Below are 25,412 nucleotides of genomic sequence, written 5' to 3' on the forward strand. Positions count from 1 at the left end.
AGATGACCGCACTTTTTCGCCATGGATTTTCTATGCCGGCAAGGAAAAAACTTGGCGTATGCTATAATTCTCCGCAAATTCTTACCGCACTTTAGGATCAATATGTCGCTTCAATTCAATATGATTGCGTTACTTTTGGTGGTGTTAATTTTGCTCGGCATTTTAAGTCACAATAGCGCCATCACCATTTCCGCCGCTGTGTTACTGATCATGCAGCAAACGTTTCTCGCTCAATATATTCCTTATTTGGAAAAATACGGCTTGAGTATTGGTATTGTGATTTTAACCATTGGCGTTTTGAGCCCGTTAGTTTCCGGTAAAATTCAGTTTCCCGGCTTGTCAGCGTTTGTCAGTTGGAAAATGTTCGTTGCCATTGCGGTGGGTGTATTGGTCGCATGGCTTGCGGGCAAAGGCGTTCCGCTGATGGGGGAACAACCGGTTTTGCTGACAGGCTTAGTCATCGGCACCATTATCGGTGTCTCTTTTCTCGGCGGCATCCCAGTGGGGCCGCTTATCGCTGCTGGTATTTTGGCATTACTCATAGGAAAATTTTAAATGAAAAACAAATGGTTATTGATTGCCGCCTTGAGCGGTTTTTTATGTGTGGCGATTGGCGCTTTCGCTGCACATGGATTAAGCAAGGTTTTAGAGCCTAAAGAATTAGCGTGGATTGAAACCGGTGTGAAATATCAAATGTTCCATACCCTTGCAATCATGGGTATCGGCATTGCGCAATTGTGCCGTGAATCATTGGTTGCCTGCAAAATGGTCAATTTCGCCACGGGTGCGTGGGCATTTGGTATTCTTCTCTTTAGCGGCAGTCTTTATGCACTTGCGCTTGGCGCAGGCAAATTCCTGGTTTGGGTGACACCTATCGGCGGTACATTATTTTTAATCGGCTGGTTTTGTTTAGCTTACGGCAGCTTAAAAAAGTAAATTAGTATGAAAAATAGAACGGTCAAGCACAAATTACCCCCTTTACAGCAATCCCTTTTTTCTCAATTAATTGACATTATGTTGGCGGATAAACGCCGTTTATCCGCCCGCATTCACGGCATTGGCAAAATTAAAAGCCAAGAAGCGCAGCAAGCCGTTGCAGATGAAATCCAACAACAAATTGAACAAGCAAGATTACGTGTAGAAAGCCGTAAAAGTGCGGTCAAAAATCCAATCGTTTTTCCGGAAAGTTTGCCGGTTAGCCAACGCAAAGCAGAAATTGAAAAACTACTTTCCGAGCATCAAGTGATCGTGGTGGCGGGGGAAACCGGCTCGGGGAAAACCACGCAGTTGCCGAAAATGTGTTTGGAACTCGGCTTAGGCAATCTTGGCACAATCGGACACACTCAACCACGCCGTATTGCCGCCCGTTCGGTAGCGGCTCGAATTGCGGAAGAATTGCAAACAGAGCTTGGCGATTTAGTGGGGTATAAAGTCCGTTTTAACGATCAGATTAGCGATAACACCCAAATTAAGTTGATGACCGATGGGATTCTGCTGGCTGAAATTCAAACGGATCGTTTCCTCAATCAATATTCTTGCCTGATTATCGACGAAGCCCACGAACGTAGCTTGAACAACGATTTTATTCTCGGTTATCTGAAACAGCTTCTGCCGCGTCGTCCGGATTTAAAAGTCATTATCACCTCGGCCACCATTGATGTGGAACGTTTTTCCAAACATTTCAACAACGCGCCGATTATCGAAGTCTCAGGCAGAACTTATCCCGTGGAAGTGCGTTATCGCCCTGTTGCGGAAGAAGACGATCAAGATCAGCTACAAGGCATTCTTAACGCAGTGGATGAACTGCAAGCAGAAGGTCGGGGCGATATATTGATCTTTATGAACGGTGAGCGTGAAATTCGCGACACAGCTGAAGCTTTGCAAAAGCAAAATTTAAAACACACGGAAATTCTACCGCTCTTTGCCCGCTTGTCAGCGCAAGAACAAAATAAAATTTTCCATCCGAGCGGTTTAAATCGCATTGTGTTAGCCACCAACGTCGCGGAAACCTCATTGACTGTGCCGGGCATTAAATATGTGATTGACCCCGGCACAGCGCGTATTTCTCGTTATAGCTATCGCACCAAAGTGCAACGTTTGCCGATTGAACCGATTTCACAGGCTTCTGCCAATCAGCGGAAAGGGCGTTGCGGACGGGTGAGCGAAGGCATTTGTATTCGTCTTTATTCGGAAGAGGATTTTAACAATCGCCCTGAATTTACCGATCCTGAAATTCTGCGCACCAATTTGGCTTCCGTTATTTTGCAAATGACGGCGTTGGGTTTGGATGACATTGAGGCGTTCCCCTTTGTAGATGCGCCGGATAAACGGCATATCCAAGATGGCGTGAAGTTGTTGGAAGAGTTGGGGGCGATTCAACCGAAAAAATATAAATCTCGTGATGGCGCGCGTCTCCCGACGCGTGCCCAAAATTTGACAGATGAAAGCACGCGTCAGGAGACGCGCGCTAGCGAATCGACAGAGAAAAAACAAGGTTGGGAACTTACCCCAATCGGTCGCCAACTTGCCCAACTTCCTGTCGATCCGCGTCTTGCTAAAATGCTTCTAAGTGCGGTCGATTTTGGCAACGTTTATGAAGTGATGATTATTGTCTCGGCGTTATCCATTCAAGATCCGCGTGAGCGTCCAACCGAAAAACAGCAGGCTTCCGACGAAAAACATCGCCGCTTTGCCGATAAAAAATCGGACTTCTTGGCGTTCTTGAATCTTTGGAATTATGTGCAAGAACAGCAAAAAGAATTAACGAAAAACCAATTCCGCCGCCAGTGCCAAAAGGATTTTTTAAATTATTTGCGCATTCGTGAATGGCAGGATATTTATCAACAAATTCGTCTTGCCGTGCGTGAAATGGGCTTGCCGATTAATTCGGAAAAAGCCGAATATCAGCAAATTCACACCGCACTTTTAAGCGGCTTGCTGTCGCATATCGGCTTAAAAGAAGCGGAAAAACAACAATATCTCGGCGCGCGCAACGCCCATTTTGCGATTTTCCCCAATTCCGTGCTTTTCAAAAAACAACCGAAATGGGTGATGGCGGCAGAGTTGGTGGAAACCTCCAAACTTTGGGGGCGCATGGTGGCGGAAATTGAGCCGGAATGGATTGAGCCGCTCGCCGAGCATTTAACGAAAAAATCTTATTCCGAACCGCGTTGGTCGAAATCTCGCGGAGCGGTGATTGCCGATGAAAAAGTGAGCCTGTATGGCGTGCCGATTGTGGCAGCCCGACCGGTGAATTACGGCGCCATTGACCCAAGGGTAAGCCGTGAAATCTTTATTCAATCCGCCTTGGTAGAAGGGGATTGGAACACCAAACATAAATTCTTCAAGCAAAATCAGCAGCTGATTCGTGAAGTTGAAGAATTGGAACACAAAAGCCGTCGCCGCGATATTTTGGTGGACGAGCGTACCTTATTTGAGTTTTACGATCAGCGTATCGGCACTGACGTGGTGTCGCAAAAGCATTTTGATACCTGGTGGAAAAAGACGGAAAAACAAGATCCCGAGCTGCTTAATTTTGAACGTTCCTTCTTGATTAACGATGATGCGGAACAAGTGAGCAAGCTGGATTTCCCGAATTTCTGGCATCAAGGCAATTTAAAGCTCAAACTGACCTATCAATTTGAACCAGGTACGGATGCGGACGGCGTGACCGTGCATATTCCGTTGCCGTTGCTCAATCAAGTGGAAATGATGGGGTTTGATTGGCAAATCCCGGGATTACGGGAAGAACTGGTGATTGCGCTGATTAAGTCTCTGCCTAAATCTTATCGACGCAATTTCGTGCCGGCACCGAATTATGCCCAAGCCTTTTTAGGGCGCGCCGTGCCGTTGGAAAAACCGTTGTTGGATACGCTGATTTATGAATTGCGTCGTATGACGGGTGTCGCCGTAGAAGCGGAACACTGGCATTGGGAACAAATTCCAAGCCATTTGAAAATGACTTTCCGCGTGGTGGATGAAAACGGCAAGAAAATCGCCGAATCCATGAATTTGGACGAGCTGAAATTTAGCTTAAAAGACCGTGTGCAAGAAAGCATTTCTGCGGTGGCAGACGATGGCATTGAACAAAGCGGTCTGCATATTTGGAGTTTCGCTGAGTTGCCGCAATGTTATGAACAAAAACAGCGCGGTTTCAGTGTGAAAGCCTTTCCTGCCATTGTGGACGAAAAAGACGCGGTGGGCATTAAACTGTTTGAAACGGAATTTGAACAAGCGGTGGCAATGCAACAAGGTTTGCGCCGATTGTTGCTTCTCAACGTGCCGTCACCGATTAAATATCTGCATGAAAAATTGCCGAATAAAGCCAAATTGGGGCTGTATTTTACGCCATTTGGTCGCGTGCTGGATTTAATTGACGACTGCATCGCCTGTGCCGTGGACAAACTCATTGCAGATTTCGGCGGCTTTGTTTGGAACGAAGAAGGCTTTGATAAGCTACGCGATTTTGTGCGTGAAAACGTTAATGAAGTCACCGTAGATATTGCGCAAAAAGTGGAACAGATCCTTACGCTCACCCACCAGCTCAACCAACGCCTTAAAGGAAAAATGGATTTCACCATGGCATTTGCCCTGTCTGACATGAAAAGCCAGATTTCAGGTTTGATTTATCAAGGCTTCGTGCAAAAAAGCGGCTACGCCCGCCTGCCGGATTTACTCCGCTATCTGCAAGCCATCGACAAACGCATGGATAAACTGGCTCAAGATGTGAATCGTGATCGCGCCGCCATGTTACGCGTGGAACAAGTGCAACAAGCCTACCAACAACTCCTCGCCAAACTCCCAAAATCCAAACCGATTTCTGATGAGGTGGCGGAGATTCGTTATATGATTGAAGAATTGCGGGTGAGTTTGTTTGCACAGCAGTTAGGGACGAAGTATCAGGTGTCGGATAAGCGGATTTTGAATTTGATTAATGAAGTTTAGTAATTTAAGTCAGAGGAAATAACATGAATAAAGAGAATAATTCTAGTAGAAAAGAATTTGCAAAATCACAATTTAAATCGGGGCTAGAGTTCCAGAAAAAAGGAAAATATGCAGAGGCTGAGCAGGTATATAAATCAATTCAAAAAGAAGATGATAAAAAACGATTTGCAATGTCGCGATTTAATTTAGGGTTATTGTTTGAATCACAAGAGAAATATCTAGAGGCTCAACATGCATACCAAGAAATCAAAAGGGAAGATGATGCAGAGGAATTTGTAAAATCTCGAAATAATTTAGGTATTCTATTATATAATCAAGGTAAATATAATGAAGCAAAGAAAGTTTTCCGTGAAATAACTAGAGACGATAATCCAAAAGAATTTGCTTTTATATGTATTAATTTTGGAGTTATTCTAAAAGAATGTAATGAGCTAGTCGAAGCAAAAGAAGTATTAGAAAATATAAATAAAGATGATGGTGAATATCTTCTCTGTAAAGCTAGATTAATTATTGGAGAAATACTTCTCTATCAAGGAGAATATGATAATGCAAAAAAACTTTTTGAAGATTCTAAGAGAGTTTATCATTATGAATCTGAATGCTTTATTAGAATTTCACAATATTCTATTAAGAAGTTTACTAAAGATCTAATAAAGTTAAAAGAGATTGTTGATGAAATTTTAAATTGCTTAAAATTAGATAGTAAGTATGAGAAATACATTTGTCACTATACTCGACCAAGTACCGCTTTTTCATTATTGGGATATAATGAAGAACCATCCAAATTACGTTTAAGTACAATAAAAAATGTAAACGATCCAACGGAGGGGAATATTTTATTAGATTATTTTAATTTGCCTAATGAAGAGATTGGTCTTTGTTCATTTATTAGCTGTTTTACATTTAATCATGATAGCTTAAATCAGTTTAGATTGTATGGAAAAGAAAATAATCAGGAAGCTTCTGGAGTAAGTCTTATTTTTGAGAAAAATTTCTTTGATGAATATTCAGAACCTTGTAATTTTATTGAGTATGGAAAAAAAGAATCACTGATAAATTCATTTTCTCCAGAGAATAATTCAAGCATTAATACAGATATTAATAATAAAATTAATAAATTGCCAGTTTATAGATGTATATATATGGATAATGAACCAGATTATATAAAATTAGCTAAGCGTAGCGAGATTGATTTTTATAAAGAGGGTAGATCTGAGTTTTTTACTTCCTACTTAGATGAGATTAATAAAAAAACTGATGAAGTTAAAAAGTCGATTGATAAATTTAAAGAAGTATTAAGTTCCATGTTTGGAAATAATAAATCTAATGAAGATTTATACAATATTGTTAATTATATTCTGTTACCACTTAAGTTTCTAGTTAAGCATGCTGCATTTGAAGATGAGCAAGAGTGTAGAATATTTTTTATTACAGATTTATTTGATGAAAGAATTATTTCAGATATTAATGATAAATCAATGTATTTGGAGTATAAACCGTCAGTTAGAGAACATATAAAAGAAATATATTTATCAATCGGAGCTTCTCAATACGAAGATTTCTTTATTAGAACTTTAAAAGATAGCTCTAAGGTTTGTCGTTCTAGAAATCCATTTAGAAATAAATAATTTCTCATTTTTAAGTACGAGTCTAAGAATAAAAGTGCGGTTATTTTTTCAAACGTTTTTTCAACTTCAAAAACGCGTTCAAAATCTCACGATAGCGCAAGCGTCCGCGCTTGTGCTTATTTGGTCCAAGCGTGGATGCTTGAACCATCTTTCTGTTTTGAAAAGTGCGGTTACTTTTCCAATCATTTTTAAGTGTTATCACGCAAAACGGCGTTTTAGTAATTCATATAAAATTCAGGGTGATATCAAACTAGCAAACAAAATACATACATAATAGATATATAAAAATCAAAAACCCCCGATGCTCTCACATCAGGGGTTCATACGAATAAACTTGGCGGTGACCTACTCTCACATGGGAACATCCCACACTACCATCGGCATAACAGCGTTTCACTTCTGAGTTCGGTATGGAATCAGGTGGGTCCACCGCATTATCGCCGCCAAAAATCGGTCGATGATATTCTTCTCTTTCTCTCTTATCTCTTTCTTTTTATTTCTCTGTCTTCTTCAAACTAAAACAAGCTGACTCTCCACTTTCTCTTCTTCGTCTCGTCTCTTAACTGTTACCTTCTACTTCGCTCCATGCTCCAGGTCTCCCCAAAACACTTGAGCGTTGTATGGCTAAGCCTCTCGGGCAATTAGTATGCGTTAGCTCAATGTATCACTACACTTACACACCGCACCTATCTACGTCTTAGTCTTAAACAACCCTTACACACTTGATGTGTGGGAGAACTCATCTCTTGGCAAGTTTCGTGCTTAGATGCTTTCAGCACTTATCTCTTCCGCATGTAGCTACCCGGCAATGCGTCTGGCGACACAACCGGAACACCAGTGATGCGTCCACTCCGGTCCTCTCGTACTAGGAGCAGCCCCAATCAATTCTCCAACGCCCACGGCAGATAGGGACCGAACTGTCTCACGACGTTCTAAACCCAGCTCGCGTACCACTTTAAATGGCGAACAGCCATACCCTTGGGACCTACTTCAGCCCCAGGATGTGATGAGCCGACATCGAGGTGCCAAACACCGCCGTCGATATGAACTCTTGGGCGGTATCAGCCTGTTATCCCCGGAGTACCTTTTATCCGTTGAGCGATGGCCCTTCCATGCAGAACCACCGGATCACTATGACCTACTTTCGTACCTGCTCGACTTGTCTGTCTCGCAGTTAAGCTTGCTTATACCATTGCACTAACCTCACGATGTCCGACCGTGATTAGCAAACCTTCGTGCTCCTCCGTTACGCTTTGGGAGGAGACCGCCCCAGTCAAACTACCCACCAGACACTGTCCGAGACCACGTTTCGCAATCTTCGTTAGAACATCAAACGTTAAAGGGTGGTATTTCAAGGACGACTCCATAATCACTGGCGTGACTACTTCAAAGTCTCCCACCTATCCTACACATCAAAATTCAATGTTCAGTGTCAAGCTATAGTAAAGGTTCACGGGGTCTTTCCGTCTAGCCGCGGGTACACCGCATCTTCACGGCGATTTCAATTTCACTGAGTCTCGGGTGGAGACAGCCTGGCCATCATTATGCCATTCGTGCAGGTCGGAACTTACCCGACAAGGAATTTCGCTACCTTAGGACCGTTATAGTTACGGCCGCCGTTTACTGGGGCTTCGATCAGGAGCTTCTCTTTCGATTACACCATCAATTAACCTTCCAGCACCGGGCAGGCATCACACCCTATACGTCCACTTTCGTGTTTGCAGAGTGCTGTGTTTTTAATAAACAGTTGCAGCCAGCTGGTATCTTCGACCGGTTCAACCTTCGCCCGCAAGGGACTACAATCTACGCCGGCGCACCTTCTCCCGAAGTTACGGTGCTATTTTGCCTAGTTCCTTCACCCGAGTTCTCTCAAGCGCCTGAGTATTCTCTACCTGACCACCTGTGTCGGTTTTCAGTACGGTTTAGTAAAGCCTTTCGCTTAGTGGCTTTTCCTGGAAGTGTGGTATCAGTTACTTCAGCTCCGTAGAGCCTCGTCATCATCTCTCAGTGTTAAGGAAGTCCGGATTTGCCTAAACTTCCCACCTACCAACTTAAACGTACATATCCAACAGTACGCTAACCTAACCTGCTCCGTCCCCACATCGCAGCTTTACCAAGTACGGGAATATTAACCCGTTTCCCATCGACTACGCTTTTCAGCCTCGCCTTAGGGGCCGACTCACCCTGCCCCGATTAACGTTGGACAGGAACCCTTGGTCTTCCGGCGAACGGGTTTTTCACCCGTTTTATCGTTACTTATGTCAGCATTCGCACTTGTGATACGTCCAACAGCCCTCTCGAACCATCTTCATCCGCTTACACAACGCTCCCCTACCCAACAGACTTTCGTCTGATGCCGCAGCTTCGGTGCTATATTTGAGCCCCGTTACATCTTCCGCGCAGGCCGACTCGACTAGTGAGCTATTACGCTTTCTTTAAATGATGGCTGCTTCTAAGCCAACATCCTAGCTGTCTAAGCCTTCCCACTTCGTTTCCCACTTAATATAGACTTTGGGACCTTAGCTGGCGGTCTGGGTTGTTTCCCTCTCCACGACGGACGTTAGCACCCGCCGTGTGTCTCCTGAGTATCACTCTTCGGTATTCGTAGTTTGCATCGGGTTGGTAATCCGGGATGGACCCCTAGCCAAAACAGTGCTCTACCCCCGAAGGTGTCCGCTCAAGGCTCTACCTAAATAGATTTCGGGGAGAACCAGCTATCTCCCGGTTTGATTGGCCTTTCACCCCCAGCCACAAGTCATCCGCTAATTTTTCAACATTAGTCGGTTCGGTCCTCCAGTTAGTGTTACCCAACCTTCAACCTGCCCATGGCTAGATCACCGGGTTTCGGGTCTATACCTTGCAACTCAACGCCCAGTTAAGACTCGGTTTCCCTTCGGCTCCCCTATTCGGTTAACCTCGCTACAAAATATAAGTCGCTGACCCATTATACAAAAGGTACGCAGTCACCCTTGCGGGCTCCCACTGCTTGTACGTACAAGGTTTCAGGTTCTATTTCACTCCCCTCACCGGGGTTCTTTTCGCCTTTCCTTCACAGTACTGGTTCACTATCGGTCAATCAGGAGTATTTAGCCTTGGAGGATGGTCCCCCCATCTTCAAACAGGATATCACGTGTCCCGCCCTACTTCTCGTTAGCTTAGTACCACGACCTGGACTTCGAGTACGGGGCTATCACCCTGTGTCGCCAAGCTTCCCAGCTTGTTCCTCTGTCTCTATCGCTATCACTAACAGGCTCTTTCGCTTTCGCTCGCCGCTACTCACAAAATCTCGGTTGATTTCTTTTCCTCGGGGTACTTAGATGTTTCAGTTCTCCCGGTTCGCCTCACTTACCTATGAATTCAGTAAGTGATAGTAGATTCTTCATCTACTGGGTTTCCCCATTCGGACATCTTGGATTAAACGCCTCTTATCGACTCATCCAAGCTTTTCGCAGATTAGCACGTCCTTCTTCGCCTCTGATTGCCAAGGCATCCACCTTGTACGCTTTGTCACTTAGCCATACAACCTCAAGTATTCTTAGGATGAACAATCTGATGAAGATAAAATGGAATTTAAAGTTAAAATTCACTTTACATCATAGATTGACGCTAAAAACACGTTAGGTTTGTCAGCCGTAACAGTTAATTTATTCAGAATCATTGCCTTTTATCAATGACCCTTACTCAGACTTTCTTGAAAGTCTCGTTTTCAGCTTGTTTCCAGTTTGTTAAAGAACAGTTTATTAAGAAGACAAAAAATCATCTTTAAATGGCGTCCCCACGGGGATTCGAACCCCGGTTACCGCCGTGAAAGGGCGATGTCCTAGGCCTCTAGACGATGGGGACAACATGTAAAGATATTCTTCACATCTTGCTTTATTTGTTTATTCTTCTTTTGTTTACAATCATCAGCCAAACTGTGTGGACACTTAAAGTCAATTCTATCTTTGGTAAGGAGGTGATCCAACCGCAGGTTCCCCTACGGTTACCTTGTTACGACTTCACCCCAGTCATGAATCATACCGTGGTAAACGCCCTCCCGAAGGTTAAGCTATCTACTTCTGGTACAACCCACTCCCATGGTGTGACGGGCGGTGTGTACAAGGCCCGGGAACGTATTCACCGCGACATTCTGATTCGCGATTACTAGCGATTCCGACTTCATGGAGTCGAGTTGCAGACTCCAATCCGGACTTAGACGTACTTTCTGAGATTCACTCCACCTCGCGGCTTCGTCACCCTCTGTATACGCCATTGTAGCACGTGTGTAGCCCTACTCGTAAGGGCCATGATGACTTGACGTCATCCCCACCTTCCTCCGGTTTATCACCGGCAGTCTCCTTTGAGTTCCCGACCGAATCGCTGGCAACAAAGGATAAGGGTTGCGCTCGTTGCGGGACTTAACCCAACATTTCACAACACGAGCTGACGACAGCCATGCAGCACCTGTCTCATGGTTCCCGAAGGCACTCCCGTATCTCTACAAGATTCCATGGATGTCAAGAGTAGGTAAGGTTCTTCGCGTTGCATCGAATTAAACCACATGCTCCACCGCTTGTGCGGGCCCCCGTCAATTCATTTGAGTTTTAACCTTGCGGCCGTACTCCCCAGGCGGTCGATTTATCACGTTAGCTACGGGCACCAAGCTTAAAGCTCAATCCCCAAATCGACAGCGTTTACAGCGTGGACTACCAGGGTATCTAATCCTGTTTGCTCCCCACGCTTTCGCACATGAGCGTCAGTACATTCCCAAGGGGCTGCCTTCGCCTTCGGTATTCCTCCACATCTCTACGCATTTCACCGCTACACGTGGAATTCTACCCCTCCCTAAAGTACTCTAGCTACCCAGTCTGAAATGCAATTCCCAGGTTAAGCCCGGGGATTTCACACCTCACTTAAATAGCCGCCTGCGTGCCCTTTACGCCCAGTTATTCCGATTAACGCTCGCACCCTCCGTATTACCGCGGCTGCTGGCACGGAGTTAGCCGGTGCTTCTTCTGTGATTAACGTCAATTTGTTGCGCTATTAACACAACAACCTTCCTCGTCACCGAAAGAACTTTACAACCCGAAGGCCTTCTTCATTCACGCGGCATGGCTGCGTCAGGGTTGCCCCCATTGCGCAATATTCCCCACTGCTGCCTCCCGTAGGAGTCCGGGCCGTGTCTCAGTCCCGGTGTGGCTGGTCATCCTCTCAGACCAGCTAGAGATCGTCGGCTTGGTAGGCCTTTACCCCACCAACTACCTAATCCCACTTGGGCTCATCCTATGGCATGCGGCCTTGCGGTCCCGCACTTTCGTCTCTCGACTCTACGCGGTATTAGCGACAGTTTCCCGTCGTTATCCCCCTCCATAAGCCAGATTCCCAAGCATTACTCACCCGTCCGCCACTCGTCAGCAAGAAAGCAAGCTTTCTCCTGTTACCGTTCGACTTGCATGTGTTAAGCCTGCCGCCAGCGTTCAATCTGAGCCATGATCAAACTCTTCAATTTAAAAAGTTTAATCGCTCAATACTGCTGACTTAATTAATCATCTATATAAATAAACGAATCTTCGTAGCACTATTCAGTTCAATTTTAAAATTCTTTAATGATAAAAACGAATCTTCAAGTGCCCACACAGTTTGTCTGATTGATTGTTAAAGAACATTTGCACTAAGCAAGGTTGATAATTTTAACTTCTCGTTATTTTATCGTCAAGAAAAATTTTTAAGAACTTTTCTTTTTGTTTGCTACCCCTGCGGTGCGGAGGCGTATTATAGAGATTCGATCCTGAGGATCAAGTATTTTTTTCGAAAAAATGTTTGATAGGTCAGAAAAAATACAATCTATGTAATTTAATGCAAATTTTTACCGCACTTATACTACAATCTAAGCGAATAGCAATTATACATATTGGCGGTTAAACTATTTCGTCTTCTTTGATACAATTTTTTTTAACTATTCAGATTCCTATTTTTGAGGTTTGTGGTGACAAAATTCCATTTTCCAACATTTCATGAAATGTTTCCCGTAGAAAAACGCAAATTAAAATTGTTGCGGGAATGGCTACGTTATCGAGTGCGCCGTTTAGTTTTTGCAACGCAATGCCGGGCGTTAGTCGATTTTATTCATGAAAATCCATTGTGGCAGCCGGTTTTTGTACAGTATCCTTATCGTGTGAATACGCTATTAAGCCAGTACTGTGATAAACACTTTAATGCGACACAGCGTTTAGAAGCTATTAAGACCAATTTTGCCATGGCGGAAAAACACTTTAGTGTGGCGTTGTGCGAGACATTAATTTCACAACAGCCGGTGCTGTTAGCACAGTTAACGGATGAATTGGCGTTAAATTTAACGCTCAACCATATCGATCCTTATGAAGGCTTTTTTGCTATCGCTTTAACTGATGCTAATCAACGTACGATTTATTCTGCCAGCTTTACGTTTTTAGCGGATAACCGCTTGTTAATCGCATCAATTCAAGGACCAAAAGGCGATGAGGCGCAAGATTTAGTGCGTCAGGCGACAAAATTGCTACATGGTGTGCGCCCGATGTTTATGTTGGTGAATGCGTTTAAAGTTTTTGCGGAGACGTTGAATTGTCGTTTGGAAGGCATTCCGCATAAACGTCAGGCAAAATATCGCTGGAATGATTCGGCAAAATTATTGTTTAACTACGATGAATTTTGGCAGGAAAACGAGGGGCATTTGGCGGAAAATTATTGGCAAATTCCGACCGCACTTGAGCGTCGTCCTTTAGAAGACATTCAAAGTAAAAAACGTTCTATGTATCGCAAACGTTATGACATGTTTGACAAGATGATGGTTGAGATTCAATCCCTTTTGACAGAGAAAAATCATGAATAAAATTATTACGGTTGACGGACCAAGCGGTGCCGGTAAAGGTACTTTATGTTACGCATTGGCAGAAAAACTAGGTTTTGCGTTGCTAGATTCCGGCGCAATTTATCGTGTGACGGCATTGGCCGCGTTAAAACGCCATGCCGATTTAACCAATGAAGCCGAATTGGCTGAGCTTGCCCGTCATTTAGATATTCAGTTTGTGCCGAAAAATGGTGAAGTGAATGTATTATTAGGTGGCATGGATGTCAGCCATTTAATCCGTACGCAAGAAGTGGCAGATGCGGCATCAAAAGTGGCAGTTTTCCCGCAAGTTCGTGCTGCATTACTACAACTTCAGCAGGATTTCGCCAAAAATGACGGTTTAATTGCGGATGGTCGCGATATGGGAACGGTGGTGTTTCCTGATGCGCAAGTGAAATTATTTTTAGATGCGAGTGCGGAAGAACGTGCAAAAAGACGCTATAACCAGTTGCAAAATAAGGGGATTAGTGGTAACTTTGCACAGATTTTAGCCGAGATAAAAGAGCGTGATTTGCGTGATAGAAATCGAGCAGTCGCTCCTTTAAAACCTGCTGAAGATGCGTTTTTACTTGACAGCACGACATTGAGTATCGATGAAGTGATTTGTCAGGCCTTAAACTATATTCAGCAACGTATTGATATTAAAGCTTAAATTTTTACGGTTTACCCAAGGATGGATAAACTTTATTATCAGCCCCACTTTTTATGGATTAGAAGTGGACGTTATTTACTTAAATTGAAGATTAATTATGACAGAATCTTTTGCTCAACTTTTTGAAGAATCATTAAAAGACCTTGAAACCCGTCAAGGTGCAGTTGTTAAAGGTACCATTGTTGCTATCCAAAAAGGCTTCGTCCTTGTAGATACCGGTTCTAAATCCGAGTCTGCAATTCCTTCCGAAGAATTTTTAAATGCACAAGGTGAATTGGAAGTTCAAGTTGGTGATGTTGTTGATGTTGTGCTTAAAGCTGTGGATGATGGTTTCGGTGAAACTGTTGCTTCCCGTGCTGATGCAAAACGCAACGAAGCTTGGATTGTATTGGAAAAAGCTTACGACGAACAAGCAACTGTACTTGGTTTAGTTAACGGTAAAGTGAAAGGCGGCTTCACAGTTGAGTTAAACGGTGTTCGAGCATTCTTACCGGGTTCATTAGTTGATACCCGCCCAGTTCGTGATGCAGATCACCTACTTGGTAAAGAATTAGAATTCAAAGTAATCAAACTTGATCAAAAACGTAACAACGTTGTTGTTTCCCGTCGTGCAGTAATCGAATCTGAAAGCAGCCAAGATCGTGAAGAAGTATTAGCGAACTTGTCTGAAGGTGCAGAAGTTAAAGGTACTGTTAAGAACTTAACTGACTACGGTGCATTCGTTGATTTAGGCGGTGTTGACGGTTTATTACATATTACCGATATGGCTTGGAAACGTGTTAAACACCCAAGCGAAATCGTTAATGTTGGTGATGAAATTACCGTTAAAGTATTAAAATTCGATAAAGATCGTACCCGTGTATCTTTAGGATTAAAACAATTAGGTCAAGACCCTTGGGCGGCAATCGCTGAAAATCACCCAGTAAACAGCAAATTAACCGGTAAAGTCACTAACTTAACTGACTACGGTTGTTTCGTTGAAATTTTAGACGGCGTTGAAGGTTTAGTTCACGTTTCTGAAATGGATTGGACTAACAAAAATATCCACCCATCTAAAGTGGTTAGCTTAGGTGATGTTGTTGAAGTGATGGTATTAGAAATTGATGAAGAACGTCGTCGTATTTCTTTAGGTTTAAAACAATGTAAACCAAATCCATGGACTCAATTCGCGGAAACTCACAACAAAGGTGACAAAGTTGTTGGTAAAATCAAATCTATCACTGACTTTGGTATCTTCATCGGTTTAGAAGGCGGTATCGACGGTTTAGTTCACTTATCTGATATTTCTTGGAATGTTCAAGGTGAAGAAGCGGTTCGTAACTACAAAAAAGGTGATGAAGTTGCCGCAGTTGTATTACAAGTCGATGCAGTGAAAGAGCGTATTTCTTTAGGTATCAAACAACTTGAAGAAGATCCATTCAATAACTTCGTTGCTATCAACAAAAAAGGCGCGGTATTAAATGCAAAAGTAGTTGAAGCTGATGCAAAAGGCGCTAAAGTTGAATTAGACGGCGGTGTTGAAGGTTACATTCGCGCAGCTGATTTAACTCATGAAGTTGCTGTAGGCGATGTTGTTGAAGCAAAATACACCGGTGTAGATCGTAAATCACGTATTGTTCACTTGTCTGTACGTGCAAAAGATCAAGCTGAAGAAGCGGCCGCTGTAGCAAACGTGAATAAGCAAGAAGAAGTTGCTATTCCAAATGCCATGGCTGAAGCTTTCAAAGCAGCTAAAGGTGAATAATTCACTTCATTAATAAACCGGCATAGCAATATGCCGGTTCATAAAAAGTTAGGAGAATGGTATGACAAAGTCAGAGCTTATTGGGCTTTTAATGCAAAAAAATAATAGCCTTTCCCTGAAACATATCGAAGAAGCCGTCAAAGCCATTTTAGAGCAAATGTCATGCGTATTAGAAAATGGCGAACGTATTGAAGTCCGAGGATTTGGTAGCTTTTCTTTACACTGTCGCCAACCTAGACTTGGGCGAAATCCTAAAACGGGAGAACAGGTTCAATTAGAGGCGAAGTGCGTACCCTATTTTAAAGCGGGCAAAGAGCTAAGAAAACGCGTTGACGTTTATGCATAATTTATTTCACTAACTTTCATTAACGACACTTTTAAGTGTCGTTTTTTATGCTCATTTTTGGCATAATGAGCAACAACTTTATTTTAAGGAGAAACCAAATGATTAAATATATTTTGGGATTAATCATTATCTTGGCTATCATCTTAGTTGCTGTTACCGTAGGAGCAAATAATGATCAAGTAATTACCTTTAATTACATTTTTGCACAAAGCCAATTCCAACTTTCTACCTTAGTAGCTATTTTATTTGGCTTAGGGCTTATCCTTGGTTGGTTTATCACAGGGGTTTTCTACCTTAAGTTAAAATTAAAAAATATTGCATTAAATCGTCAAATAAAACGCCAAACTCAACAAATCAATGAATTAACGACCAGCAGAGATAAGGCTCCTCAATAATGCTTGAACTACTCTTCCTTCTTCTACCAATAGCTGCCGCGTATGGTTGGTATATGGGGCATCGTAGCGCCAAAAAAGATCAGGAAGATATCAGTAATAAACTCTCCCGTGATTACGTTGCTGGGGTCAATTTTCTTTTAGCTAATCAAACTGAAAAAGCTGTTGATTTATTTTTAGATATGCTACAAAAGCAGGAAAATGAAAATGAAATTGACAGCAATTCACAATTTGAAGCTGAACTTACCTTAGGTAATTTATTTCGTTCTCGAGGTGAAGTGGATCGCGCATTACGTATCCATCAAGCTCTCGATAACAGTCCTCATTACACATTCGAACAAAAGTTATTAGCTAAACAGCAATTAGCCCGAGATTTTATGGCAGTAGGTTTTTTTGACCGAGCCGAACACCTTTATATTTTAATGGTAGATGAACCGGAGTTTGCTGAAGGCGCACTACAACAGCTTGCGCTTATCTATCAGAAAACGAAAGAATGGAAAAAAGCCATTAATGTTGCGGAAAAATTAGCCAAAATATCACCCAATAGTCATCAAATTGAATTAGCGCATTATTATTGTGAGTATGTCAAAAATCTCCCTGACGAAAGTAAAGAAGATCCAAAACAAATTTTGTTACAAGCCCTCGCCGTTTCTCCAACTTGCGTACGCGCCTCTATGATGCTGGCGGAATTATCCATCAAACAGAAAGATTACCAAAGTGCGGTGCATTTTTTAGAAAATATTTTAACGCAAAATCCTGATTATATTGGTGAGGTCTTGCACCGTTTAAAATTCTGTTATCAACAACTCAATCAACGGGATAATTTTGAATTATTTCTCATTAAGGCAAGCCGTGAAAAGAATAACAGTGCCGTTGCATTAATGTTAGCGGACTTAATTGAAGAAAAAGACGGTCGCGCCGCTGCACAACTCAAACTTTACCAACAATTACAGCAAAATCCAGCAACCCCTATTTTTCACCGGTTTATTCAATATCAAATTGATGATGCAGAAAAAGGCCGAGGAAAAGACAGCTTGATCTTGTTACATAAAATGGTAGGAGAACGAATTAAACAAACGTTTGGTTATCGTTGCAGTAATTGCGGTTATCAAACACACAAATTAATTTGGTGTTGTCCTTCTTGCCGCCAATGGGAAACGATTAAACCGGTTAGCTCAATTGAGCATAATTAAATGCTAACCTGCGTGTTTATAAGGAGAAAACTATGACGAATAAAGTCATCATTGCATTAGATTACGAAAAAGAAGCCGACGCATTGGCATTGGTTGATCAGCTTGACCCACAAACCTGCCGCTTAAAAGTCGGAAAAGAAATGTTTACAACCCTTGGTACCGGATTTGTAAAACAACTACATAGTCGCCACTTTGACGTTTTTCTGGATTTAAAATTCCATGACATTCCAAATACAGTGGCAAGAGCAGTTCGTTCTGCCGCTGATTTAGGTGTTTGGATGGTGGACTTACACGCCAGTGGTGGTTTGCGCATGATGGATGAAGCGAAAAAAATCCTTGAACCTTATGGTAAAGAGGCACCTTTACTGATTGGGGTAACCGTGTTAACCAGCATGGAAGACTTGGATTTATTACAAATCGGCATTAATTCCTCGCCAATGGAACACGTTATCCGTTTGGCTCATTTAACACAACGTGCCGGATTAGATGGTGTGGTATGCTCCCCACAAGAAGTTGAAATTTTACGTAGTACCTGTGGACCGGATTTTAAATTAGTCACCCCGGGAATTCGCCCTATCGGCACAGATTTTGGCGATCAACGTCGTGTCATGACACCGGCAGCAGCAATTCGCTCCGGTGCAGATTATTTAGTGATTGGTCGCCCAATTACACAAGCTGAAAATCCGGTTGACGTTTTAAATGCGATTAACGCTTCCATTGCGTAAATTATTATGACGAATCATTTAGTTTATTCTACCGAGAGCGGACGGATTAAAGCTGATAAACCACAAGCGCAAATTCCCCAAGGGGATGGCATTGTACGTATCCAGTTGCAAAAAAGCGGACGCAAAGGCAATGGTGTCAGTATCATCACCGGATTGGGGCTTGTTGAAACCGAATTAAAATTGCTTGCGGCAGAGTTAAAAAAACGTTGTGGTTGCGGAGGTGCTGTAAAAAATCACACCATTGAAATTCAAGGGGAAAAACGTGATTTACTGAAACAGTTACTGGAACAAAAGGGTTATAAGGTAAAATTAGCCGGCGGTTAAACACCTATTCTTTAAAAAATATCTCCATATTTAAAAATAGAAAGCACAAAATGCTAATGTTTTGTGCTTTCTAATATTTCTAATAAAGAGACCTTAATCAGCAGAGGTGTTCTGAGGCTTATCTACAACGTTCTAATACATTAGCTAATTTGCCCCTAAAATTCACCGCACTTTTGATCATAAAAGGCCTCATTACGATTTAGGTATATCAACACCTGAAGCCAGTAAATCTTGAATATCTGATTTTAAGACATCGGCTTTAGGCCCGTAAATGGCTTGAATACCTGAACCTTTTACAATAAAACCCATTGCACCGGCTTGTTTCCAACTCGCCTCATCTCCGACTAAATCAGGATTATGCACGGTGATACGTAAACGGGTCATACAGGCATCCACCTCAGCAATATTGTTGCGTCCACCGAGAAGATTGATGATTTGCACCACTTGCGCACTGGCATTTGCGACTTTTTTCTCCTCAGCAGCAGGCGATTCGTCAGTGCCTTTCGCATCGTAGTTGCCGTTACGACCTGCTGTGGCTAGATTGAATTTCTTAATCATGAAATTTGCGATGATAAATGACAACACAGCAAAAAGACCGGAAACCCAAATGAAATTAACCAGATCCATTCCAATACCCGCTTTAATCGCCATTGGCGTACGGGTTAAAAATTCAATATTCCCAAACGCATGAACCCGTAAATTCACAATGTCTGCCATGGCAAAGGCACAACCTTGCACAACGGCATAAACAAGGTAAAGCGGCAATGCAACGAACATAAACATATATTCGATAGGCTCAGTGACACCGGTTAAAAACACCGCAAGGGCAGAAGAAAGGAAAATCCCTTTATAGATGGTTTTCTTATCTGGATCAACATTGAGATACATCGCTAACGTAATCCCCATGAGAATACCACTTGAACCAATCATTTGACCCACTTTAAAACGTGCTGGGGTAACATGAGTGAGCAGTTCATTATATTGTGCTAAATCACCGGAATCTTTCAGGTTGATTAAATCACTGATCCAAGCAAGCCATAAAGGATCTTGTCCAAAGACTTGCTTACCTTGTTGTACTCCGGTTAAAAATTCATAGGTACCGCCCAATGACGTGTAGTTCATAGGAATGGTAAGCATATGATGTAGCCCAAATGGTAACAAAAGACGTTCTAATGTGCCGTAAACAAATGGGGCTAAGATCGGCGCAGAACTTTGTGAATTCGCAATCCACTCTCCAAAATGGTTTATACCGGTTTGTACTAAAGGCCAGAATAACGCCAAAATAATCGCAACGAATACGGAACGATAAATGACAACAAAAGGAACAAAGCGTTTACCATTAAAAAAGGTCAACACCTCTGGTAATTTACGGAAGTTGTAGTAACTGTTAAAGGTTGTTGCGCCTACAAAGCCCGCAATGATTCCCACAAAAACGCCCATGTTTAATGCAGGTTGTCCAAGAATATTCACAAAATAATGTGCTACCGGAATATCACCTGCAAATAGCGTGCTCACATGCGCCGTTGGATCGGTTAACATTTCAACTTTTACGCCGAAAAAATTTCCCGTAATTAAGTTAATGAGAATAAAGGCAAGACCTGCGGCAAATGCACCACCCGCACGTTCATTTGCCCAGCTACCACCAATCGCCAAAGCAAATAAGAGATGTAAGTTACCAATAATCCCCCAACCAATTTGTGCAATGATATGACCGATGCGAGCCAGCCATTCAGCATCACTAATTAATGGTAATGAGTTACCGATACTCACCATTAAACCTGCAGCAGGCATTACGGCAATCACGACCATCAGACATTTGCCGAATTTTTGCCAAAATTCAAAACTGAGCAATTTTTTCATATGTGTTCTCCTACAAAATGAGCTCAACGTCTAAACCGAAATGATCGGAAACGACCGGTTTATTTTTGCCATTAAAAATCACCTGACTTGATAAAACCTGTTTCGGTTGATTTAAAAAAATGTAATCTAGGCGCTTTTCTTCGCTGTGGCCATTCCAACCATCAATGGCTTTTTCAACAGTAATTCCGCTGTCTTTCTGTTCTGCTATATCAAATGTATCAAGCAAGCCTAAACATTTAATATTCTGATACGCAACAGGATCGCTGATAGCATCTGTATTAAAATCCCCCATCAGAATTTTAAGATTTTGACTTTGATTGCGTTCCACGATGGCACGAATATTGTCCAGTTGGTCTTCCCCTTCGCAATTCGGTAAGTTGATATGGCAGGAATAACAATCCACAAGCCGCCCTTGATACTCTACTGTTAACCCCAGAATTTTACGGGAAAGAATAGAGTCGACACGTTGATGTTGGCTGCAATAAAAGGCATCTACCTCATAAACCGGCAATTTGGTTAAGAGTGCGATACCCTCATCATATTTATCATAGCCAATATGCGAATTGCTCCAAAATAGCGAATATTTTTGTCTCACTCGCGGATTAATTTTATTTAACAACACCACACCGTAATTATCTTGCTTTAATGCTTGAGAAATCGCTGGGGATGACATTAATTGATTCACTTCTTGCAAAGCGATAATGTCATACTCCTTTTCAACAATAGTCTCGGCAATAACATCCATTTTTTCCGCTTGGTTATCTTCTAACCAAGCGTGTGTATTTAGGGTGAGCAGTTTCATCGATTCTCCCCTTTAATCCTCACAATGCCAAATATCAGTGTTATATTGTGCAATGGTGCGGTCAGATGAGAAAAAGCCTGCTTTCGCAATATTATGAATCACTTTTCTATTCCAGCTATCTTGATCTTCATAATCCGCTAAAATGTGTTCTTTTGCTTTCACATACGCATCAAAATCAATCAAGGTCATAAACCAGTCTTTATTGAGCAATTCATCATGCAAACGTTTTAAACGCGTTTTATTACCCAGTTTCACTAGCGTAGAATCAAGGATAAAATCGACCGCTCTTTTAATATATTTATCCTTTTCATAGTAATCTTTCGACACATAACCGGCAGTTTCATACAGCTTGATAATGCTTTCAGCATCCTTACCAAAGGTATAAATATTTTCTGCGCCAGCTAATTCTGCGATTTCGACATTTGCACCATCCATGGTGCCTAAAGTTAATGCACCATTCAGCATAAACTTCATATTGCCGGTACCGGATGCTTCTTTTGAAGCAAGGGATATTTGTTCTGAAATATCTGTTGCCGGAATCAATTTTTCCGCCACGCTGACATTATAGTTTTCCACCAAATACACGTTTAAATACTGATTCACATCCGGATCGTTATTGATTAACTCAGACAAGCAAAGAATTAAATGAATAATATCTTGTGCAATCACATAAGCCGGTGCGGCTTTCCCACCAAAAATCACGGTAATTTTCCGTTTTGGCAGTTTACCTGCTTTGATTTCAAGGTATTTATGAATTACATAAAGGGCATTCATTTGTTGGCGTTTATATTCATGGAAACGCTTAATTTGCGTATCGATAATCGAATTTTCATCCAATTCAATCCCTTTATTTTCTTTCAAATAGGTTTTTAGCGCTAATTTATTCTGAAATTTAATTTCAGCTAATTTTTGATGTACTTTTTTATCATCCTTAAACGCAAGCAATTTTTCTAACTTCGTTGCATCATGTAAATAATCATCGCCAATTAACTCTTTAATATACGCCGCTAATGGTTGGTTAGAAAACTCTAACCAACGGCGGAAAGTAATGCCATTTGTCTTATTATTGAATTTTTCAGGATATAACGCATAGAAGGCTTTCAGTTCAGAATTTTTCAAAATTTCTGTATGCAATTCGGCAACACCATTAACGGAATTTGAGAAATGAATATCCATATGCGCCATATGCACACGTTTTTGCTCATCAATAATGTGTACTGCGCTATCGTTATATGCTTTTTTGACTAATTTATCTAATTTTTTGATAATTTTAACCAAATGTGGAACAACTTCTTCTAAATAGGCTAAAGGCCATTTTTCTAATGCTTCAGCAAGAATCGTATGATTCGTATAGCTCACCATATTACGTACAATCTCTACCGCTTCATCAAATTTGATCTGATGTTTTTCTGTTAGTAAGCGAATTAATTCCGGAATGACCATGGATGGGTGGGTATCATTGATTTGCACGTAAGCATAGTCAACCAAATCATGCAAATTACTGCCACGCGCAATGGCTTCATCAATAAGTAATTGTGCCGCATTGGATACCATAAAATATTGCTGATAAATACGTAATAATTCTCCATTTTTATCTGAATCATCCGGATAAAGAAATAAAGTCAAGTTCTCTTGAATATCGGTTTTATCAAATTCGATGCCTTTTTTAATCAAATGATAATTCACTGATTGAATATCAAATAAATTAAGATAATTTTTACTTTCTTTCTTGTAACCTAAAATATCAATGCGATCTAATTTTGAGGTTAACGTAAATTTTTTAAACGGCACTTCATAATGAATATCGGTGGGAATTAACCAAGAATTCTCTTCAATCCAATAGTTAGGTTCCGCATATTGTTCATTTTTCTTGAAGACCTGCTTAAATAAACCACAGTGATAGTTTAACCCTACCCCTTCTGCATTTAGGCCAAGTGTCGCCATTGAATCAACAAAGCAAGACGCTAAGCGACCTAGCCCCCCATTCCCCAAAGAGGGTTCCGGTTCAATATCCTCAATATGACTTAATGATTTTCCTGCCTGTGCCAGCTCATCTTTAATTTCTTGATAAATTCCAAGATTAATTAAGTTATTGGAAAGTAATTTACCAATCAAAAACTCTGCAGAAATGTAATAAACTTTCCGTTTTCCATTATTTTTAGGTTTATCTGCGGCAAGATGTTTAATGTAGTTTAGCAACTGAATATAAATTTCTTTATCGCTGAGCTGTTCTAATGATTTATTTGTCTCATTTTTCACATAGGTACTCAATTTCATCATGTCTTCTCCCTTATTTGCACGGTGATATAATGTTGTCACCTGTCTTAAAAAGTCTTTTTTCGCTTGCGTTAAATCGCTTGGTTGCATACGCCATTCCCAATTTCCACCAATTGTTGAAGGCGTATTCATTCTTGAGCTAGCCGGTAAGGCTAAAATATCCTGCATTGTGGCGATGGCAATATGACTAACCGTGGCAAAAAGCTGGCGAATCATTGCTTGGCAAATTGATTCATCATGACGGCGATGTGTATAACTATTGATATATTGCTGTTGCTCTGGCGTTAAACCGTCATACCATCCTTGCGTCACATCATTATCATGTGTCCCGGTATAAACAATGCTGTGAGGAATACAATAATGCGGACTATCTAAACTTTCACCGCTCACATCCTCAAAGCCAAACTGTAAAATCTTCATGCCGGGATAATTGCAATCTGTCAGTAATTTCCGGGCTTTATCATCAATATTCCCCAAATCTTCAGCAATAATTGGCAAATCACCTAACTGCGCTTTAATTGCCTTAAATAAATCATATCCCGGACCGGGTTGCCAGCAACCATATTTGGCAATGTCCGCTTTGCCATCTACTTGCCAATAATCGGAGAAGCCCTTGAAATGGTCAATACGAAGAACATCATAAATCTTAAAGCTTTCTTCAATACGATGAATCCACCAAGCATAATGTTGTTTTTTGTGCGCCTCCCAATCATAAAGCGGATTGCCCCACAGTTGCCCCGTTGCACTAAATTGATCTGCCGGCACGCCGGCAACAAAACGAGGATTCCGCTCTGCATCTAATTGGAATAATTCCGGTTTGGTCCAGACTTCAACACTATCTGCAGCGACATAAATCGGCATATCACCAATAATCTGAATCCCTTTCCTATTGGCATAGGCTTTTAATGCCTTCCATTGTTGAAAGAAGAAATATTGCGTAACCTTAAAATACTGAATTTTTTCTTTCAGTATGGCTCGGTATTTCTCAAGTGCTTTTGGTTGGCGAGCAATGAGCTGTTTATCTTCCCATTTTTGTAGCGCTTTATTACCGAAATGTTCTTTAAATGCCATAAACTCGGCATAATCATCTAACCAAGTGCGGTTATTTTTTTCAAAGTTTTGAAAGTCTGAGTGGAAAGCATCTTTTATCAAGAAATTTTTGACGGCAATTTCAAGAATAGGACGGCGTGCATGAAAAATGCGTTCATAATCCACTTGAGTCGGATCCTCTCCAAAATTCACGGAAGCATAGTCCGATGTATTTAATAATCCCGCTTGGGACAATAAATCAAAATCAATAAAGTGTGTATTACCGGCAATCGCTGAGAATGATTGATACGGAGAATCGCCATAACTCGTTGTGGTCAGCGGAAGGATTTGCCAATAAGTTTGTTTGGTTTCCACCAAAAAATCCACGAAATCATACGCAGATTGACCAAAGCTCCCAATACCAAATGCGTTTGGAAGCGAAGTAATGTGCATTAAAACACCACTTGAACGTGTAAACATAGTCTCTCCCTTCAGAAGCAAAGTGTCTGCCGATTCTAAACGAAACTCATATTTATGCAACAACATTTACGTAAGAGTTACAACGTTTCCGAAATATTGTGATAATTACCAAATTTATCCGTATAAGTAAGCTAATTTGTGTTATGCTATT

General features: G+C 41.6%; 15 protein-coding genes, 1 tRNA gene and 3 rRNA genes. 12 read left to right on the top strand and 7 right to left on the bottom strand.

Going from position 1 to position 25,412, the window contains the following annotated elements; translation table 11 throughout:
- Positions 1-102 precede the first annotated feature (102 nt).
- From J5X96_RS08065 to J5X96_RS08080, 4 genes are read left to right on the top strand one after another with little or no spacing between them, the layout of a single operon-like run.
- On the top strand, positions 103-555 hold the full coding sequence (locus tag J5X96_RS08065; protein ID WP_209362940.1) for a DUF441 domain-containing protein: 453 nt from the start codon (positions 103-105) through the stop codon (positions 553-555).
- Positions 556-936, top strand: coding sequence for a DUF423 domain-containing protein (locus J5X96_RS08070; protein WP_209362942.1), 381 nt, complete (start codon positions 556-558; stop codon positions 934-936). It begins immediately after the preceding gene.
- Positions 937-942: 6 nt separating this feature from the next.
- Entirely contained in the window at positions 943-4,944 is a 4,002-nt protein-coding gene (hrpA, locus tag J5X96_RS08075; protein WP_209362944.1) for an ATP-dependent RNA helicase HrpA, read from the top strand.
- Positions 4,945-4,967: 23 nt separating this feature from the next.
- Complete coding sequence (locus J5X96_RS08080; protein WP_209362946.1) at positions 4,968-6,572, top strand: lipopolysaccharide assembly protein LapB; 1,605 nt, start codon at positions 4,968-4,970, stop codon at positions 6,570-6,572.
- 332 nt (positions 6,573-6,904) lie between these two features.
- Here J5X96_RS08080 and rrf read toward each other — a convergent pair.
- From rrf to J5X96_RS08100, 4 genes are all read right to left on the bottom strand, one after another.
- Positions 6,905-7,020, bottom strand: a 5S ribosomal RNA gene (gene rrf / locus J5X96_RS08085).
- Between the two features lie 172 nt (positions 7,021-7,192).
- Positions 7,193-10,089, bottom strand: a 23S ribosomal RNA gene (locus tag J5X96_RS08090).
- A gap of 250 nt (positions 10,090-10,339) precedes the next feature.
- A tRNA-Glu gene (locus tag J5X96_RS08095) sits at positions 10,340-10,415 on the bottom strand.
- Between the two features lie 105 nt (positions 10,416-10,520).
- Positions 10,521-12,060 (bottom strand): 16S ribosomal RNA (locus tag J5X96_RS08100).
- Together the 16S, 23S and 5S rRNA genes with 1 tRNA gene alongside form the textbook arrangement of a ribosomal RNA operon.
- 510 nt (positions 12,061-12,570) lie before the next feature.
- Between J5X96_RS08100 and J5X96_RS08105 the strand changes: the two genes are divergently transcribed.
- The 8 genes from J5X96_RS08105 (at position 12,571) to yciH (ending at position 18,813) form a co-directional block, all read left to right on the top strand.
- Positions 12,571-13,419 carry a VirK/YbjX family protein gene (locus J5X96_RS08105; RefSeq protein WP_371812516.1) on the top strand — a complete coding sequence of 283 codons (849 nt, stop codon included), beginning with the start codon at positions 12,571-12,573 and terminating at the stop codon, positions 13,417-13,419.
- Positions 13,412-14,089, top strand: coding sequence for a (d)CMP kinase (gene cmk / locus J5X96_RS08110; protein WP_209362949.1), 678 nt, complete (start codon positions 13,412-13,414; stop codon positions 14,087-14,089). Before J5X96_RS08105 ends, cmk begins: the two co-directional genes overlap by 8 nt.
- 97 nt (positions 14,090-14,186) lie before the next feature.
- A complete protein-coding gene (rpsA, locus tag J5X96_RS08115) occupies positions 14,187-15,833 on the top strand; it encodes a 30S ribosomal protein S1 (RefSeq protein ID WP_021617104.1) in 1,647 nt (548 codons plus the stop codon).
- Positions 15,834-15,894: 61 nt separating this feature from the next.
- On the top strand, positions 15,895-16,179 hold the full coding sequence (locus J5X96_RS08120; RefSeq protein WP_021617105.1) for an integration host factor subunit beta: 285 nt from the start codon (positions 15,895-15,897) through the stop codon (positions 16,177-16,179).
- 98 nt (positions 16,180-16,277) lie between these two features.
- Positions 16,278-16,574: a LapA family protein gene (locus tag J5X96_RS08125; RefSeq protein WP_033002809.1), complete on the top strand. Its 297-nt coding sequence runs from the start codon at positions 16,278-16,280 to the stop codon at positions 16,572-16,574.
- Positions 16,574-17,764 (top strand): lipopolysaccharide assembly protein LapB, encoded by a 1,191-nt coding sequence (gene lapB / locus J5X96_RS08130; RefSeq protein ID WP_209362951.1) that lies wholly within the window; start codon positions 16,574-16,576, stop codon positions 17,762-17,764. Before J5X96_RS08125 ends, lapB begins: the two co-directional genes overlap by 1 nt.
- 32 nt (positions 17,765-17,796) lie before the next feature.
- Positions 17,797-18,489: an orotidine-5'-phosphate decarboxylase gene (gene pyrF, locus J5X96_RS08135; RefSeq protein ID WP_209362953.1), complete on the top strand. Its 693-nt coding sequence runs from the start codon at positions 17,797-17,799 to the stop codon at positions 18,487-18,489.
- Between the two features lie 6 nt (positions 18,490-18,495).
- On the top strand, positions 18,496-18,813 hold the full coding sequence (gene yciH, locus J5X96_RS08140; RefSeq protein ID WP_209362955.1) for a stress response translation initiation inhibitor YciH: 318 nt from the start codon (positions 18,496-18,498) through the stop codon (positions 18,811-18,813).
- 192 nt (positions 18,814-19,005) lie between these two features.
- On the opposite strand, the gene J5X96_RS08145 is transcribed toward yciH, so the two are convergent.
- The 3 genes from J5X96_RS08145 to malQ are packed head-to-tail and all read right to left on the bottom strand — an operon-like array spanning position 19,006 to position 25,261.
- Positions 19,006-20,673, bottom strand: coding sequence for a PTS transporter subunit IIBC (locus J5X96_RS08145; RefSeq protein ID WP_209362957.1), 1,668 nt, complete (start codon positions 20,671-20,673; stop codon positions 19,006-19,008).
- A gap of 10 nt (positions 20,674-20,683) precedes the next feature.
- Positions 20,684-21,475 carry an endonuclease/exonuclease/phosphatase family protein gene (locus J5X96_RS08150; RefSeq protein ID WP_209362959.1) on the bottom strand — a complete coding sequence of 264 codons (792 nt, stop codon included), beginning with the start codon at positions 21,473-21,475 and terminating at the stop codon, positions 20,684-20,686.
- A gap of 12 nt (positions 21,476-21,487) precedes the next feature.
- Positions 21,488-25,261, bottom strand: coding sequence for a 4-alpha-glucanotransferase (gene malQ, locus J5X96_RS08155; protein WP_209362961.1), 3,774 nt, complete (start codon positions 25,259-25,261; stop codon positions 21,488-21,490).
- Positions 25,262-25,412 lie beyond the last annotated feature (151 nt).

Origin of the sequence: Aggregatibacter sp. 2125159857, from assembly GCF_017798005.1 — a bacterium.
Classification (GTDB): Bacteria; Pseudomonadota; Gammaproteobacteria; order Enterobacterales; family Pasteurellaceae; genus Aggregatibacter.

Bases quoted from the DNA above. Each gene is read 5' to 3' on its own strand.
- J5X96_RS08065 (WP_209362940.1), top strand. From the start codon at position 103: ATGTCGCTTCAATTCAATATGATTGCGTTACTTTTGGTGGTGTTAATT.
- J5X96_RS08070 (WP_209362942.1), top strand. From the start codon at position 556: ATGAAAAACAAATGGTTATTGATTGCCGCCTTGAGCGGTTTTTTATGT.
- hrpA (WP_209362944.1), top strand. From the start codon at position 943: ATGAAAAATAGAACGGTCAAGCACAAATTACCCCCTTTACAGCAATCC.
- J5X96_RS08080 (WP_209362946.1), top strand. From the start codon at position 4,968: ATGAATAAAGAGAATAATTCTAGTAGAAAAGAATTTGCAAAATCACAA.
- J5X96_RS08105 (WP_371812516.1), top strand. From the start codon at position 12,571: ATGTTTCCCGTAGAAAAACGCAAATTAAAATTGTTGCGGGAATGGCTA.
- cmk (WP_209362949.1), top strand. From the start codon at position 13,412: ATGAATAAAATTATTACGGTTGACGGACCAAGCGGTGCCGGTAAAGGT.
- rpsA (WP_021617104.1), top strand. From the start codon at position 14,187: ATGACAGAATCTTTTGCTCAACTTTTTGAAGAATCATTAAAAGACCTT.
- J5X96_RS08120 (WP_021617105.1), top strand. From the start codon at position 15,895: ATGACAAAGTCAGAGCTTATTGGGCTTTTAATGCAAAAAAATAATAGC.
- J5X96_RS08125 (WP_033002809.1), top strand. From the start codon at position 16,278: ATGATTAAATATATTTTGGGATTAATCATTATCTTGGCTATCATCTTA.
- lapB (WP_209362951.1), top strand. From the start codon at position 16,574: ATGCTTGAACTACTCTTCCTTCTTCTACCAATAGCTGCCGCGTATGGT.
- pyrF (WP_209362953.1), top strand. From the start codon at position 17,797: ATGACGAATAAAGTCATCATTGCATTAGATTACGAAAAAGAAGCCGAC.
- yciH (WP_209362955.1), top strand. From the start codon at position 18,496: ATGACGAATCATTTAGTTTATTCTACCGAGAGCGGACGGATTAAAGCT.
- J5X96_RS08145 (WP_209362957.1), bottom strand. From the start codon at position 20,673: ATGAAAAAATTGCTCAGTTTTGAATTTTGGCAAAAATTCGGCAAATGT.
- J5X96_RS08150 (WP_209362959.1), bottom strand. From the start codon at position 21,475: ATGAAACTGCTCACCCTAAATACACACGCTTGGTTAGAAGATAACCAA.
- malQ (WP_209362961.1), bottom strand. From the start codon at position 25,261: ATGTTTACACGTTCAAGTGGTGTTTTAATGCACATTACTTCGCTTCCA.